General features: G+C 68.7%; 14 protein-coding genes and 1 rRNA gene. 6 read left to right on the top strand and 9 right to left on the bottom strand.

All coding sequences use genetic code 11. The features are described from left to right. Positions 1 to 179 precede the first annotated feature (179 nt). Positions 180 to 1705, bottom strand: a 16S ribosomal RNA gene (locus RPQ07_RS28990). A 523-nt stretch (positions 1706 to 2228) separates the two neighbouring features. Beyond that, complete coding sequence (locus RPQ07_RS28985; protein WP_313947165.1) at positions 2229 to 2870, bottom strand: DNA-3-methyladenine glycosylase; 642 nt, start codon at positions 2868 to 2870, stop codon at positions 2229 to 2231. 76 nt (positions 2871 to 2946) lie between these two features. Here RPQ07_RS28985 and RPQ07_RS28980 point away from each other — a divergent pair, with 76 nt between their 5' ends. From RPQ07_RS28980 to RPQ07_RS28970, 3 genes are all read left to right on the top strand, one after another. Continuing rightward, a complete protein-coding gene (locus RPQ07_RS28980) occupies positions 2947 to 3729 on the top strand; it encodes a sporulation protein (RefSeq protein ID WP_313947164.1) in 783 nt (260 codons plus the stop codon). Between the two features lie 87 nt (positions 3730 to 3816). Next, a complete protein-coding gene (locus RPQ07_RS28975) occupies positions 3817 to 4353 on the top strand; it encodes a YbhB/YbcL family Raf kinase inhibitor-like protein (RefSeq protein WP_313947163.1) in 537 nt (178 codons plus the stop codon). A 152-nt stretch (positions 4354 to 4505) separates the two neighbouring features. After that, on the top strand, positions 4506 to 5015 hold the full coding sequence (locus RPQ07_RS28970; RefSeq protein ID WP_313947162.1) for an HNH endonuclease: 510 nt from the start codon (positions 4506 to 4508) through the stop codon (positions 5013 to 5015). A 54-nt stretch (positions 5016 to 5069) separates the two neighbouring features. On the opposite strand, the gene RPQ07_RS28965 is transcribed toward RPQ07_RS28970, so the two are convergent. From RPQ07_RS28965 to RPQ07_RS28950, 4 genes are all read right to left on the bottom strand, one after another. Further along, positions 5070 to 5837, bottom strand: a complete 768-nt coding sequence (locus RPQ07_RS28965; protein ID WP_313947161.1) for a sulfite exporter TauE/SafE family protein — start codon at positions 5835 to 5837, stop codon at positions 5070 to 5072. Between the two features lie 77 nt (positions 5838 to 5914). Continuing rightward, complete coding sequence (locus RPQ07_RS28960) at positions 5915 to 6847, bottom strand: SPFH domain-containing protein (protein ID WP_313947160.1); 933 nt, start codon at positions 6845 to 6847, stop codon at positions 5915 to 5917. Positions 6848 to 6938: 91 nt separating this feature from the next. Next, the gene (locus tag RPQ07_RS28955) at positions 6939 to 7367 is read right to left on the bottom strand and encodes an NfeD family protein (RefSeq protein WP_313947159.1); all 429 of its coding nucleotides are present in this window, start codon (positions 7365 to 7367) and stop codon (positions 6939 to 6941) included. Between the two features lie 198 nt (positions 7368 to 7565). Next, a complete protein-coding gene (locus tag RPQ07_RS28950) occupies positions 7566 to 8357 on the bottom strand; it encodes an ABC transporter ATP-binding protein (RefSeq protein WP_313947158.1) in 792 nt (263 codons plus the stop codon). Between the two features lie 135 nt (positions 8358 to 8492). Here RPQ07_RS28950 and RPQ07_RS28945 point away from each other — a divergent pair, with 135 nt between their 5' ends. After that, positions 8493 to 9272 (top strand): hypothetical protein, encoded by a 780-nt coding sequence (locus tag RPQ07_RS28945; protein ID WP_313947157.1) that lies wholly within the window; start codon positions 8493 to 8495, stop codon positions 9270 to 9272. Between the two features lie 507 nt (positions 9273 to 9779). Here the strand turns inward: RPQ07_RS28945 and chpE are convergent. The 3 genes from chpE to RPQ07_RS28930 all read right to left on the bottom strand — a co-directional run bounded on the left by chpE (position 9780) and on the right by RPQ07_RS28930 (position 11950). Next, entirely contained in the window at positions 9780 to 10028 is a 249-nt protein-coding gene (gene chpE, locus RPQ07_RS28940; RefSeq protein ID WP_313947156.1) for a chaplin ChpE, read from the bottom strand. 139 nt (positions 10029 to 10167) lie between these two features. After that, positions 10168 to 10812: a response regulator transcription factor gene (locus RPQ07_RS28935; RefSeq protein WP_313947155.1), complete on the bottom strand. Its 645-nt coding sequence runs from the start codon at positions 10810 to 10812 to the stop codon at positions 10168 to 10170. Beyond that, positions 10805 to 11950 (bottom strand): GAF domain-containing sensor histidine kinase, encoded by a 1146-nt coding sequence (locus tag RPQ07_RS28930; RefSeq protein WP_313947154.1) that lies wholly within the window; start codon positions 11948 to 11950, stop codon positions 10805 to 10807. The genes RPQ07_RS28935 and RPQ07_RS28930 overlap by 8 nt, the downstream gene beginning before the upstream one ends. A gap of 216 nt (positions 11951 to 12166) precedes the next feature. Between RPQ07_RS28930 and RPQ07_RS28925 the strand changes: the two genes are divergently transcribed. Together RPQ07_RS28925 and RPQ07_RS28920 are read left to right on the top strand one after the other, a co-directional pair. Next, on the top strand, positions 12167 to 12862 hold the full coding sequence (locus RPQ07_RS28925) for an SDR family oxidoreductase (protein ID WP_313947153.1): 696 nt from the start codon (positions 12167 to 12169) through the stop codon (positions 12860 to 12862). Continuing rightward, on the top strand, positions 12859 to 13962 hold the full coding sequence (locus tag RPQ07_RS28920; RefSeq protein ID WP_313947152.1) for an S-adenosylmethionine:tRNA ribosyltransferase-isomerase: 1104 nt from the start codon (positions 12859 to 12861) through the stop codon (positions 13960 to 13962). Before RPQ07_RS28925 ends, RPQ07_RS28920 begins: the two co-directional genes overlap by 4 nt. Positions 13963 to 14006 lie beyond the last annotated feature (44 nt).

The following is a 14006-nucleotide window of genomic DNA, read 5'->3' as shown; positions in this document are numbered from 1 at the left end:
AGATACCCAACAGCGCGCCCGGCACAATTCCCTCGTCCTCACGTTCCACGCCGAAGCAGTACTAGTGACAACCAGAAAACCGTGCCGAATAGTCAACGTTCCACCCATGAGCTGACCACCGTCGAACATTTGCCGACGTAGTGGCTCTGGATCTCTTGCGAGATCTAGATGCTCCTTAGAAAGGAGGTGATCCAGCCGCACCTTCCGGTACGGCTACCTTGTTACGACTTCGTCCCAATCGCCAGTCCCACCTTCGACAGCTCCCTCCCACAAGGGGTTGGGCCACCGGCTTCGGGTGTTACCGACTTTCGTGACGTGACGGGCGGTGTGTACAAGGCCCGGGAACGTATTCACCGCAGCAATGCTGATCTGCGATTACTAGCAACTCCGACTTCATGGGGTCGAGTTGCAGACCCCAATCCGAACTGAGACCGGCTTTTTGAGATTCGCTCCGCCTCGCGGCATCGCAGCTCATTGTACCGGCCATTGTAGCACGTGTGCAGCCCAAGACATAAGGGGCATGATGACTTGACGTCGTCCCCACCTTCCTCCGAGTTGACCCCGGCAGTCTCCTGTGAGTCCCCATCACCCCGAAGGGCATGCTGGCAACACAGAACAAGGGTTGCGCTCGTTGCGGGACTTAACCCAACATCTCACGACACGAGCTGACGACAGCCATGCACCACCTGTCACCCGACCACAAGGGGGGCACCATCTCTGATGCTTTCCGGGCGATGTCAAGCCTTGGTAAGGTTCTTCGCGTTGCGTCGAATTAAGCCACATGCTCCGCTGCTTGTGCGGGCCCCCGTCAATTCCTTTGAGTTTTAGCCTTGCGGCCGTACTCCCCAGGCGGGGAACTTAATGCGTTAGCTGCGGCACCGACGACGTGGAATGTCGCCAACACCTAGTTCCCAACGTTTACGGCGTGGACTACCAGGGTATCTAATCCTGTTCGCTCCCCACGCTTTCGCTCCTCAGCGTCAGTAATGGCCCAGAGATCCGCCTTCGCCACCGGTGTTCCTCCTGATATCTGCGCATTTCACCGCTACACCAGGAATTCCGATCTCCCCTACCACACTCTAGCTAGCCCGTATCGAATGCAGACCCGGGGTTAAGCCCCGGGCTTTCACATCCGACGTGACAAGCCGCCTACGAGCTCTTTACGCCCAATAATTCCGGACAACGCTTGCGCCCTACGTATTACCGCGGCTGCTGGCACGTAGTTAGCCGGCGCTTCTTCTGCAGGTACCGTCACTTTCGCTTCTTCCCTGCTGAAAGAGGTTTACAACCCGAAGGCCGTCATCCCTCACGCGGCGTCGCTGCATCAGGCTTTCGCCCATTGTGCAATATTCCCCACTGCTGCCTCCCGTAGGAGTCTGGGCCGTGTCTCAGTCCCAGTGTGGCCGGTCGCCCTCTCAGGCCGGCTACCCGTCGTCGCCTTGGTAGGCCATCACCCCACCAACAAGCTGATAGGCCGCGGGCTCATCCTTCACCGCCGGAGCTTTCAACCCCTTCCCATGCAGGAAGGAGTGTTATCCGGTATTAGACCCCGTTTCCAGGGCTTGTCCCAGAGTGAAGGGCAGATTGCCCACGTGTTACTCACCCGTTCGCCACTAATCCACCCCGAAGGGCTTCATCGTTCGACTTGCATGTGTTAAGCACGCCGCCAGCGTTCGTCCTGAGCCAGGATCAAACTCTCCATGAATGTTTTCCCGTAATCGGGATGAACACCACAAGAGCGGAACAGCCGATCGGAATAAGACCGACTGTTCACAGCGTCCTCGCTGTGTCATTGCCTACCAACCACAAGGGCCGGCAGGACTTTCAAAGGAACCTCGCCATCCGAAGATGGACGGGGTATCAACATATCTGGCGTTGACTTTTGGCACGCTGTTGAGTTCTCAAGGAACGGACGCTTCCTTTGTTCCCGTTTCCGGGCCCTCCGGGCGCTTCCCTTCGTTTCCAACCTTACCAGACTCTTTCCGTTCCGTTTCCGGTGTGGAATTCGATCCAGTGGCCGTTGGAAGGCCTTTTGCCTTTCGGCACATTCACTACGTTAACCGATTCCCTTGGCTGCTCATAATCGAGTCACCGGGGCAGGATTTCGGCATGCCGAAATCGAACCCGTTCTGGGCTGGTCGTCTGTAGTGGGTGGCCGCTTCAGGTTGCTGAACAGCAGGGCCTGTCTCAAGCGGCTCGGGCTACGTTAGGCGTCTCGGGAGGCCGAGTCAAGTTGCCCTGCGGCGCGGCGTGTGTGCCCGGTACGGGCTCACCGTGGGGTCTCCGTCGATCCAGAAGCGCCATGGGTGGTGGGCTCCGTCGCCGCCGACGCCCGTGCGCGGACCGTTGCGGACCTGGTCAGGGGCAGGGGCGTTGCCGGGGAGCAGGGTCAGGGGTGAGTGACCGTCGGCGCAGAAGTCCGCACCGTTGAGGGTGCGGTCGACGTCGAGTGCCGTGGCCAGACGGGCCGGCCCCTTGGCCAGTTCTCTGTCATGACGGGCCGAGATTCGACGTTTGCGGGTGTGCTCCGCGCCTACCAGTACCTCACCGGCTCGCAGCAGGACACCGCCGGCGCGGCCGACCGGGCCGCACACCACGTTGAGGCAGTGCCACATGCCGTAGGTGAAGTAGACGTACGCGTGACCGGGCGGTCCGAACATGACGTCGTTGCGGGCGGTGCGGCCGCGGAAGGCGTGGGAACCGGGGTCGAGCTCCCCCGCGTACGCCTCCACCTCGGTGATGCGCAGTTCGATGGAACCGTCGTCGTGGTGGCGTGCGAGGGTGCAGCCGAGGAGTTCGGGTGCGACCTCCAGTACAGGGCGGTCGAAGAACTCCCGCGACAACGGCGTACGGTCGGGACTCTCGATCATGGCGTCCGAGGGTACCCGGGGAACCGGCTACGGTCGTGGGCGCGTATGTAGGGGTCAGGACCTAGAAGGAGTGGACATGGGCTTCAAGAAGCTGCTCGCGAGCATGGGCGCCGGCGGCGCCTCCGTCGAGACAGTGCTCACCGAGGAGAACGTCGTGCCGGGCGGGGTCGTCCAGGGCGAGGTGCGTATCCAGGGCGGTTCGGTGGACCAGCAGATCGAGGGGCTGTCCGTCGGACTCCAGGCGCGCGTCGAGGTCGAGGGCGGTGACCAGGAGGTCAAGCAGGACATCGAGTTCACCAAGCAGCGTCTCGGTGGCGCCTTCGAGGTGAAGGCCGGCGCGGTGCACGTGGTGCCGTTCGGGCTGGAGATTCCGTGGGAGACGCCGGTGACGAGCGTCGCCGGTCAGCAGCTGCGCGGGATGAACATCGGTGTGACCACGGAGCTGGAGATCGCGCGCGCCGTGGACTCGGGCGACCTGGACCCGATCAATGTGCACCCGCTGCCGGCGCAGCAGGCGATCCTGGACGCGTTCATCCAGCTCGGCTTCCGCTTCAAGAGCGCGGACATGGAGCGCGGGCACATCCGGGGCACGCGTCAGCGTCTGCCGTTCTACCAGGAGATCGAGTTCTTCCCGCCGCAGCAGTACCGGGGGCTGAACCAGGTCGAGCTCACCTTCGTCGCCGACGACCGTGAGATGGACGTCATCCTGGAGATGGACAAGAAGCCGGGCCTGTTCAGCGAGAGCAGCGACTCGTACAAGGCGTTCAAGGTGGGGCACCACGACTTCCAGTCGACCGACTGGAGTGCGTACCTCAACCAGTGGCTCGCCGATGTCGGCGGTCGGCGCAACTGGCTCTAGGTGCTGCCGTCCGGGCTGATCCGGACGACTGGCCCTAGGGTCGGATCGGCAGAGCTTCAACAGGACAGCCGCATCGGAGGTTCAGACGTGACCGAGCTCAAGAGGGCACCCCTTCCGCACGATTTTCATCCCGAGGTGCCGTCGTTCACGGTCGTGAGCGACGACATCGAGCCGGGGTCGGTGCTGAAGGATGCCCAGGTCCAGGCGGCGGGCAACACCTCGCCGCAGCTGCGGTGGGAGGGCTTCCCGGCGGAGACCAAGAGCTTCGCCGTGACGTGCTTCGATCCGGACGCGCCCACGGGCAGTGGTTTCTGGCACTGGGTGGTCTTCGACATTCCGGCGTCGGTCACGGAACTGCCGGCGGGTGCGGGCAGCGGGAAGTTCGAGGGGCTGCCCGACGGTGCCGTTCAGGTCCGCAACGACTACGGGTCGCGGGACTTCGGCGGCGCGGCTCCGCCGGCCGGTGAGAACCACCGCTATGTGTTCACCGTGTACGCCGTGGACAGCGAGAAGCTCGGTCCGGACGCGGATGTCTCGCCCGCGGTCGTGGGATTCAATCTGCGGTTCCACACGATTGCCCGTGCACAGCTGATCGGTGAGTACGAGGCTCCCGCGGAGCACTGACCGTTCGCTTGTTGTTTGCCCTGCCCTGGTCTTGGAGAGATCAGGGCAGGGCATCTTTTATTGCGTTGTCCATCTCGGCGCGCCCGGCCAGAGTTGATCCAAGCCCAGAGCCCGCCGAACAGGGCCGGGCCGGTGAACGGGAGGTGGGCGGGATGCGGGACACGCTGGTACTGAATGCGAGCTTCGAGCCGCTGTCGACGGTGACACTCAACCGTGCGGTCGTGCTGGTGCTCCAGGACAAGGCCGTCGTCGAGCAGGCCCACCCCGGACTCCGTGTGCGCGCGGCGGCGGTCGATCTCCCCGTGCCCCGGGTGATCAGGCTCTGCAGATACGTACGGGTGCCCTTCCGAAGACAGGCACCGTGGTCGAGACGGGGTGTGCTGATACGGGACCAGCACCGGTGCGCGTACTGCGGGAGACGGGCGACGACCGTGGACCACGTGGTGCCGAGGTCGCACGGTGGCGCGGACAGCTGGCTGAACACGGTGGCGTCGTGCTCCGAGGACAACCACCGCAAGGCGGACCGTACGCCGGAGCAGGCGGGGATGCCGCTGCTGCACCAGCCGTTCGTTCCGTCGCCGGCCGACGCGATGCTGCTGGGCATGAGAGCCGGTGAGCGCGCCGAGCTGCCGCAGTGGCTGGCGGCTCAGCCTGCCGCGTAGGCGGCGGAAGGATGTGGGAGCCCGTCCCGGACGACCGGGGCGGGCTCCGGTGTGTCAGCGCAGCACCAGCTGGACGATGGCGGCGCTGCCGACGACGACGATGAGCGCGCGGACGGCGGCCGGGGGCAGCCGTCGGCCGATCTTGGCGCCGACCTGGCCGCCGATGGCGGAGCCGACGGCGATCAGCAGCACGGCCTGCCAGTCGAAGTGGGCGACGAAGAGAAAGAAGATCGCCGCGACGCTGTTGACGACGGCGGCCAGGATGTTCTTGACGGCGTTGAGGCGCTGGAGACTGTCGTCCAGCAGCATGCCCATCAGGGAGAGGTAGATGATCCCCTGGGCCGCGGTGAAGTAGCCGCCGTAGACGCTGGCGAGCAGCAGTCCGGTGAGCAGGAGCGGGCCGCCGTCGGGGCGGGCGAGGGTGCCGTGGCGCTCGCGGTGACGCTGGACGGCCTTGGCGATCCAGGGCTGGAGAACGACCAGGACGAGGGCGATCCCCACGAGGACCGGCACGATCGTCTCGAACGCCGTGGACGGCAGCGTCAGCAGGAGTACGGCTCCGCTGACACCGCCGATCGCGGCCACGGCGCTCAGCCTCAGGACGCGCTTGCGCTGGCCGGTGAGTTCGGCGCGATAGCCGATGGCCCCGCTCACGGAGCCGGGGATCAGGCCGAGGGCGTTGGAGACGGTCGCGGTGACCGGGGGCAGGCCGGTGGCGAGGAGCACCGGGAAGGTGATCAGCGTGCCCGAGCCGACGATGGTGTTGATGGTGCCGGCGCCGATGCCCGCGGCGAAGACGGCGAGCATCTCCCAGATGGTCACGCTGTGCCCTTCGCTGATCGGTGCCTGCTGCACCGATCATGCCCGATGCCCCGCCCGTGTCCGACCGGGGGTGCGCGTCAGCTCACGGGGGGCTCTTCGCGCCGCTCCTTGCCGGTGTTGAAGCCGGGGCCTCCGCCGCTGCCCAGGTTCCCGAAGGCTCCGGACAGGCCCTTGAGGGCGTCGCCGATCTCGCTGGGCACGATCCAGAGCTTGTTGGCATCGCCCTCGGCGATCTTCGGGAGCATCTGGAGGTACTGGTACGAGAGCAGCTTCTGGTCCGGGTCGCCGGCGTGGATCGCCTCGAAGACCGTACGGACGGCCTGGGCCTCGCCCTCGGCGCGCAGGGCGGCGGCCTTGGCCTCACCCTCGGCGCGCAGGATCGCGGACTGCTTCTCACCTTCCGCGGTGAGGATCTGCGACTGCCGGATGCCTTCCGCGGTGAGGATGGCGGCGCGCTTGTCACGGTCGGCGCGCATCTGCTTCTCCATCGAGTCCTGGATGGAGGTGGGCGGCTCGATGGCCTTGAGCTCGACGCGGTTGACGCGGATGCCCCACTTGCCGGTGGCCTCGTCGAGCACACCGCGCAGGGCCGCGTTGATCTCCTCGCGGGAGGTGAGGGTCCGCTCCAGGTCCATGCCACCGATGATGTTGCGCAGGGTGGTGACGGTGAGCTGCTCGATGGCCTGGATGTAGCTGGCGACTTCATAGGTCGCGGCCCGGGCGTCGGTGACCTGGTAATAGATGACCGTGTCGATGTTGACCACCAGGTTGTCCTGGGTGATCACCGGCTGGGGCGGGAACGGCACGACCTGTTCACGGAGGTCGATGCGGTTGCGGATGGAGTCGATGAACGGGACGACGATGTTGAGACCCGCGTTCAGGGTGCGGGTGTAGCGCCCGAAGCGTTCGACGATGGCTGCGCTGGCCTGCGGGATGACCTGGATCGTCTTGATCAGGGCGATGAAGACCAGCACCACCAGAATGATCAGGACGATGATGATCGGTTGCATCGTGTTCCCTGTGCCCTTCGCTGCCGGATGGTGCAGATGATCGAGTTTCCCAGAACTGGGCCTGGGGTGTTGGGCGTTCGGCTTCGTTCCGTCACATCACGACCGCGGTCGCGCCGTCGATCTCGACGACGTCGACCTGCTGGCCGGCCTCGAAACTCATATCGGCGTCGAGGGCACGCGCCGACCAGACCTCGCCCGCGAGCTTGATGCGGCCACCATTGCCGTCAACTCGCTCCAGGACAACCGCCTGACGGCCTTTCAGTGCGTCGACTCCGCTGGCGAACTGGGGGCGTTGAGCCCGATGGCGGCTCGCGATCGGCCGGACGACCGCGATGAGGGCCACCGACACCACGGCGAATACGAGGACTTGGGCAACCGTGCCGCCGCCGAGTGCCGCGGCGACGGCTGCGGCGACCGCTCCGGCGGACAGCATCCCGAACTCGGGCATCGCCGTCAGAACCAGCGGAATGCCCAGTCCGACCGCACCGATCAGCCACCACACCCACGCGTCGATTTCCACATGGTCATGGTAGATCGGCAGGTCGTGCTCGGGACAGGGGGCGAGGCAGGTCGGCAGCGAACGGGCGGGCGCCGCTGCGGTGTTGGAGGGGCCGCGGTGGAGCGTGGGCAGCGGGGTGGTGCCGTCGGGGAGTGGCGTCGGACCGGGGCCGCGCGGAACAGGGCGGCCGCGGCGCCGTAAGCCGTCAGCCGTCAGCCGTCAGCCGAGCGGAAGGCCCTGCGCCGTCCAGCGTTCGCCGTTGCGCTCGACGAGCAGCGGGAGACCGAAGCAGAGGGAGAGATTGCGGGAGGTGAGCTCGGTCTCCATCGGACCGGCAGCCAGCACCTTGCCCTGACGGATCATCAGGACATGGGTGAAGCCCGGGGCGATCTCCTCGACATGGTGCGTGACCATGATCATCGAGGGGGCGTACGGGTCACGGGCGAGGCGGCCGAGACGGCGCACCAGGTCCTCACGGCCGCCGAGGTCCAGTCCCGCCGCGGGCTCGTCCAGGAGCAGCATCTCGGGGTCGGTCATCATCGCGCGGGCGATCATGGTGCGCTTGCGCTCGCCCTCGGAGAGCGTGCCGAACTTGCGCTCCAGGTAGTCGGTCATCCCGAGCCGGTCGAGGAAGGCGCGGGCGCGCTCCTCGTCGACGGCGTCGTAGTTCTCGTGCCAGGTGGCTGTCATGCCGTACGCGGCCGTGAGGACCGTCTCGAGCACGGTCTGCCGCTTGGGCAGCTTCTCGGCCATGGCGATGCCGGCCATGCCGATACGGGGGCGGAGCTCGAAGACGTCCACGCCGCCGAGGCGCTCGTCGAGGATCCTGACCGAGCCGGTGGTCGGGAAGAGGTAGCTGGACGCGATGTTCAGGAGGGTCGTCTTGCCGGCGCCGTTGGGGCCGAGGATGACCCAGCGCTCCCCCTCCTTGACCGACCAGGAGACGTCGTCCACCAGAGCGCGTCCGTCGCGGACCACGGATACGTCCACCAGCTCCAGTACATCGCTCATGAGCGCGTTGTCTCCCCATGCAATCGTCTTGAGGTCATAGGGGGCTTTTATGCACCTGTGGGCACAGCTCCCAGGGAAAACCTACGCCACCGGCCGGGTACCCCCGCCCCCCGGCCCGGTCCCTAGGCTGGGTCCATGCTTTCGGAACCACGCTCAGGACGACTGGCGGCATGGGGAAACGCCCTGTTGGCCGGACATGTATCACCGGACGACGCGGCTCTCGCGATCGTCGGCGAGGACGCGCTGCACCGGGTGGAGGGGCTTCCGGGCGAGGCCGGGCCCGTCGGGCTCACGCTGGCGCTCGGGCGGCTGCGCGGGCTCGGGGTGACCGGCTTCCGGGTCGCGCTGCCCGCGCCGGGGCATCCGCTGGGGCTCAGCGGACCGCCCGCCTTCAACGCGCGGGCGCTCGACGCGGAGGAGGCCGTCGTCGGGTACGGCGCGGCGTACGGGCTCGTGCCGGAGGTGTCCGAGGCGGGGCCGGCCGGCGATGTGCACGTCGAGGTCGTCTGGCACTGCCTGGAGGTACGAGAGGCACCGCCCGCGGACGTGCCGTCGCTCGGCGAGGCGGAGCGGGAGCTGGCGGAGGCGCTGCGCGAGGCGACGGAGGTGCTGTCGCGGCTCGATGTGGCGGCGTCCGGACCGGTGGCCGAGGCGGCGATCGACGCGTACCGGGCCCGGGCGGACCGGGGCCGGGAGACGCTCGCGCCCGGGTATCCGCCACGGGCGGCGCGGGTGTTGGAGCTGGCTCAGCGGATCGCGCTGCTGGTCTCGGTGGCGTACGAGAAGGGGCACGGGGGTGCGGTGAGCGCGTCCGAGATGGCGGCGCGGGGGGAGGCGCTGCGGCCGGTGGAGAGGGTGGCGCGGCGGGCGCAGGTGGCGGCGTACAACGCGTATGTGGAGGAGCGGGAGCGGTAGGGGTTGTGCCGGGGCGTGTGCCCCGGGGCCCTGGGTGCGGGACGTGCCCCGTGCCCCTGTCTGCGGGGCGTGTGCCCCGGGCACCTGGGTGTGCGGGGGCTTGGGGTGGGGCGGGTGGTGCGGCCCGGCTTCTTCGCGGGGCTCCGCCCCGGACCCCGCGCCTCAAACGCCGGCGAGGCTGAGTATCGGTGCCCCAGCACGCCGACGATGAAAGGGGCGCCTCGGGTAGGGCAGTGGTGCAGCCCGTACGCGGGGCTCCGCCCCGGACCCCGCGCCTCAAACGCCGGCGAGGCTGAGTTTTGGTGCCCCAGCACGCCGAGATGCAGAGGCACCTCAGGTAGTCGGCGGGGCTGAATGGCGGTACCCCAGCACGCCGACGATGAAGGAGCCGCCTCAGGTACGGCAGTGGTGCGGCCCGGCCCGTACGCGGGGCTCCGCCCCGGGCCTCGTATCCGAGCGCGCCGACGCCGGCGGGCATTCGAGCCCGCCGGCGTTGGCGAAGGGGTGTCAGCCGTTCAGGCCCAGGTTGCCGAAGGCCGGGTTCAGGACGCCGATCACGTTGACGCTGTTGCCGACCGCGTTCACCGGGATGTGGATCGGGGCCTGGATCAGGTTGCCCGAGGCGACGCCCGGGGAGCCCACGGCCTTGCCGTCGGCGTACGCGCCGCCGTCGGACGCCGACGCGGCCCCCGCGCCCGCGGCGACGATGCCACCGGCGACGATGGTCAGGACAGCGGCCTTCTTCAGGTTCATCACTTCGAAAATCCTCCTGGACATTCGCTGCGGCCGGCCGCCGCAGCACGCCATGGAGAACGCCCCACGGACGATCAGGATGCGCCGTCCGGGTGACATACACCCGACAGTATGAATCTCGGACCGGAGCGCGACGATCCGATCAATTGGTCAATCCGTGCCGTACGGCCCACAGCGCCGCCTGTGTGCGGTCCGCGAGGTCCAGCTTCATCAGGATGTTCGAGACGTGCGTCTTGACGGTCTTCTCGGACAGGACGAGCGCGCGGGCGATCTCGCGGTTGGACCGGCCGTCCGCGATCAGGCCGAGCACCTCCTTCTCGCGCTCCGTGAGCGAACCCCCGCGGCCCATGCCGTTGCCCGGCTCGTCCTGGGACAGCAGCGCGCCCGCGACCTCGGGCTGGAGCAGTACATGGCCCGCGTGGACGGAGCGGATGGCGCGGGCGAGTGCCTCCGGGTCGACGTCCTTGTAGACATAGCCCGAAGCGCCGGCCCGCAGGGCGGGGACCACGGTGCGCTGCTCGGTGAAGCTGGTGACGATCAGCACGCGCGCCGGGTTGGAGAGGTCACGCAGCTTGCGCAGGGCCTCGATGCCGTCGGTGCCGGGCATCTTCACGTCCATCAGGACGACGTCCGGTTTCAGTTCCTCCGCGCGGGCCACGCCCTCGTCCCCGTCGCCCGCCTCACCGACCACCTCGATGTCGTCCTGGACCTCGAGGAAGGTGCGCAGCCCACGGCGGACCACCTGGTGGTCGTCGACCAGCAGCACGCGAATAGTCCTGTCAGCCACCGGGGACCTCCATCTCGATCGTCGTGCCCTTGCCGGGCGCGGACTGCACGGTGAGCGTTCCCCCGACCCCGCCCGCCCTGTCACGCATCGAGACGAGGCCCAGGTGGCGGCCGGCCCGGCGGACCGTGCGGGGCTCGAAGCCCGCTCCGTTGTCGGTGACGCTGAGGACCGCGCCCTGGCCGCGTCGGGCCAGGACCACGTCGACCCGGTCGCCGCCGGAGTGCCGCAGTGCGTTGTGCAGGGCCTCCTGGGTGACCCGCAGCAGGGCCTCCTCCTGGGCCGCGGGCAGGGCCCGGACCCCGCAGGTGTCGAACGTGACCCGGGCGCTGTGGGCCCGGTCGAGGACCTGTATCTGCGTACGGAGCGTGTTGACGAGCCCGTCCTCGTCCAGCGCCGCGGGGCGCAACTCCACGACGGCCGCGCGCAGTTCGTCCGCGGCCTCGGCGGCCAGCGAGGCGACCTGGTGGAGCTCCCCCTTGGCGCGTGCCGGATCGCGGTCGACCAGGGCGGCGGCGGCCTGGGCCGTGAGCCGCAGGGAGAAGAGCTTCTGGCTGACGGCGTCGTGCAGTTCGTGGGCGAGGCGCGAGCGCTCCTCGGCGATGGTGAGTTCGCGGCTCCGCTCGTAGAGCCGGGCGTTGGTCAGGGCGATGGCCGCGTGCTGGGCCAGGATCGCCAGCAGTTCCTCGTCCTCCTCGGTGAATCCGCAGCCGCCGTCCGGCTTCGGGCAGCGCTTGTTGGCGAGGAAGAGCGCGCCGATGGTCTCGTCGCCGTCCTTCACGGGCAGACCGAGGAAGTCGGACATGTCCGGGTGGGCGGAGGGCCAGCCCTCGAAGCGGGGGTCCTTGCGCACATCGCCGAGCCGCTCGGTCTTGGCGTCGCGGAGCATGGCGGCGAGGATGCCGTGCTGCCGGGGCAGCGGTCCGATCGCCTTCCACTGTTCGTCACTGACCCCGTCGACCACGAACTGTGCGAAGCCGCCGTGGTCGTCCGGGACGCCCAGTGCCGCGTACTCCGCGTCCAGGAGCTCCCGCGCCGAGGCGACGATCGTCTTCAGCACGTCGCGGACCTCAAGATGCCTGCTCATGGCGAGGAGCGCGGTGCTCACGGCCGCGAGGCCGGAGCGTGGTCGGTGGCTCATGAGCTCACCGTACCCGCGGGGTGTGACGGTCCGTATCGGCCCGCGGACGCAGTCGACCGGGCCGGGAGGCCTAGGTCCTCGCCGGCCGTTCGCGTGGAAACGCAACGAGAGGCCCTAGGTCGAAGAACCGAGCAGGGAGGGGTCCCGCGCACGAGGTGACGGGGCAGGTCGCGTTCCTACGGTGAGGGCATCGACGCGGACAAGGGGATGGACGTCATGCCGGTAGCAGTGATCACGGGTGCTTCGAAAGGGCTGGGGCACGCCCTGGCGGCGGCTCTCGCGGAGCGGGGCTGGGACCTCGTGCTGGGGGCGAGGACCGAGGACGTACTGAGGGAGAGCGCGCGGCGGGTGGCCGCTCACGGGACGCGGGTCGTGGCGGTGGCCGGTGATGTGACCGATCCTGCGCACCGCGTGGAGCTGGTGGCCGCGGCCCGCGGGCTCGGCGGGCTCGATCTGCTGGTGAGCAATGCCAGTGCGCTGGGGGCGGAGCCGCTGGTGCGCCTGGAGGCCCTGCCGCTGGAGGGGCTGCGGGCGGCGCTGGAGACCAATGTGGTGGCCGCGCTGGGGCTCGTCCGGGAAGCGTTGCCGCTGCTGCGGGCGTCCGACGTGGGGACGGTGATCGCGGTGAGTTCGGACGCGGCCTGCGAGGCCTACGAGACGTGGGGCGGCTACGGGGCGTCGAAGGCGGCGCTGGATCACCTCACCGCGGTTCTTGGGGTCGAGGAGCCGGGGTTGCGGGTCTGGGCCGTGGACCCGGGTGACATGCGGACGGATCTGTACGCGGCGGCGGTGCCGGAAGACGACGGCCCGCGCCCGGATCCGGTCTCGGTGGTCCCGGGGTTCCTGCGGCTGCTGGACGAGCGTCCGGTCAGCGGCCGGTACGGGGCGCCGGCGCTGCTGGGGTCCGTATGAGGGGCGGCCGTGGGGCCGCGGAGGGGGAAGGGGTCGCCGTGCTGGACACGCTGCGGGTGCCGGAGGAGCTCTCGGCGAGGGTGCCGGCCGAGGTGCGCGGCTCGGGTCGGGACGATGTACGGCTGATGGTCTCGCGGGGGACGCGGGTGACCCATCACGCATTCCGGGATCTGCCCGGCCTGCTGCGGGCCGGTGACGTACTGGTGGTCAACACCTCCGCCACGCTGCCGGCCGCCGTCAACGGCCGCCTCGGCGGCGAAGCGGTCGTCGTCCACTTCTCGACGCGTGGGGACGACGGCCGGTGGGGGGTGGAGCTTCGGGCCCCCGACGGCGGGGGCAGCACTCTTCCGCGCGCGGGCGGGCCCGCGGGCGCGCGCGTGAAGCTGCCCGGCGGCGAGCATCTGGTGCTGGAGGAGCCGCTGGCTCCCGGAGGCTTGCGGCTGTGGTGGGCGTCGGTGTCCGTGGCCGTGCCGGGGCTGCTGCGCCGCCACGGGAGGCCGATCCGCTACGGGTACACGGCCGGGGACCAGCCGTTGTCCGCGTACCGGACCGTGTTCGCGCTCCCCTCCCCCGACGGCACCGGCTCGGCGGAGATGCCGAGCGCCGCCCGGCCCTTCACACCTCGGCTGGTGGCGGAGCTGGTGAGCCGGGGGGTGCAGTTCGCTCCCCTCACCCTGCACACGGGGGTGGCCTCCGCCGAGGCCCACGAGCCGCCGTACCCGGAGCGCTTCGAGGTGCCCGCGGCGACGGCGTGGCTGGTGAACGCGGCACGGGCGGGCGGGGGGCGGATCCTCGCGGTCGGCACGACCGCCGTACGGGCCCTGGAGTCGGCGACGGGCCCCGACGGGGTGGTGGGGGCGACGTCGGGCTGGACCGATCTCGTGGTCACGCCCGAGCGGGGGGTGCGTGCCGTCGACGGGCTGCTGACGGGGCTGCACGAGCCCGAGGCCTCGCATCTGCTGATGCTGGGGGCGATCGCCGGGCGTGAGGCTCTGGGGCGGGCGTACGGCGAGGCGCTCGAACGCCGCTATCTATGGCACGAGTTCGGCGACATCCATCTCCTCCTGCCCGCGGAAAGCACTCACTCTTTGCATTGCTGAAGCAACGGATGGTGAAACGGTTTGCCCTCCCATGTGAGCCCGCG

The sequence above is a fragment of the Streptomyces sp. AM8-1-1 genome (assembly GCF_032229325.1).
Classification (GTDB): Bacteria; Actinomycetota; Actinomycetes; order Streptomycetales; family Streptomycetaceae; genus Streptomyces; species Streptomyces achmelvichensis.
This window is presented reverse-complemented; position numbering and strand designations above follow the sequence as displayed.

What these genes read in the sequence shown, in the direction of transcription:
- RPQ07_RS28930 (WP_313947154.1), bottom strand. Translation starts at nt 11,950, where the DNA reads ATGAGCCACCGACCACGCTCCGGCCTCGCGGCCGTGAGCACCGCGCTC.
- RPQ07_RS28925 (WP_313947153.1), top strand. Translation starts at nt 12,167, where the DNA reads ATGCCGGTAGCAGTGATCACGGGTGCTTCGAAAGGGCTGGGGCACGCC.
- RPQ07_RS28985 (WP_313947165.1), bottom strand. Translation starts at nt 2,870, where the DNA reads ATGATCGAGAGTCCCGACCGTACGCCGTTGTCGCGGGAGTTCTTCGAC.
- RPQ07_RS28920 (WP_313947152.1), top strand. Translation starts at nt 12,859, where the DNA reads ATGAGGGGCGGCCGTGGGGCCGCGGAGGGGGAAGGGGTCGCCGTGCTG.
- RPQ07_RS28980 (WP_313947164.1), top strand. Translation starts at nt 2,947, where the DNA reads ATGGGCTTCAAGAAGCTGCTCGCGAGCATGGGCGCCGGCGGCGCCTCC.
- RPQ07_RS28960 (WP_313947160.1), bottom strand. Translation starts at nt 6,847, where the DNA reads ATGCAACCGATCATCATCGTCCTGATCATTCTGGTGGTGCTGGTCTTC.
- RPQ07_RS28970 (WP_313947162.1), top strand. Translation starts at nt 4,506, where the DNA reads ATGCGGGACACGCTGGTACTGAATGCGAGCTTCGAGCCGCTGTCGACG.
- RPQ07_RS28950 (WP_313947158.1), bottom strand. Translation starts at nt 8,357, where the DNA reads ATGAGCGATGTACTGGAGCTGGTGGACGTATCCGTGGTCCGCGACGGA.
- RPQ07_RS28945 (WP_313947157.1), top strand. Translation starts at nt 8,493, where the DNA reads ATGCTTTCGGAACCACGCTCAGGACGACTGGCGGCATGGGGAAACGCC.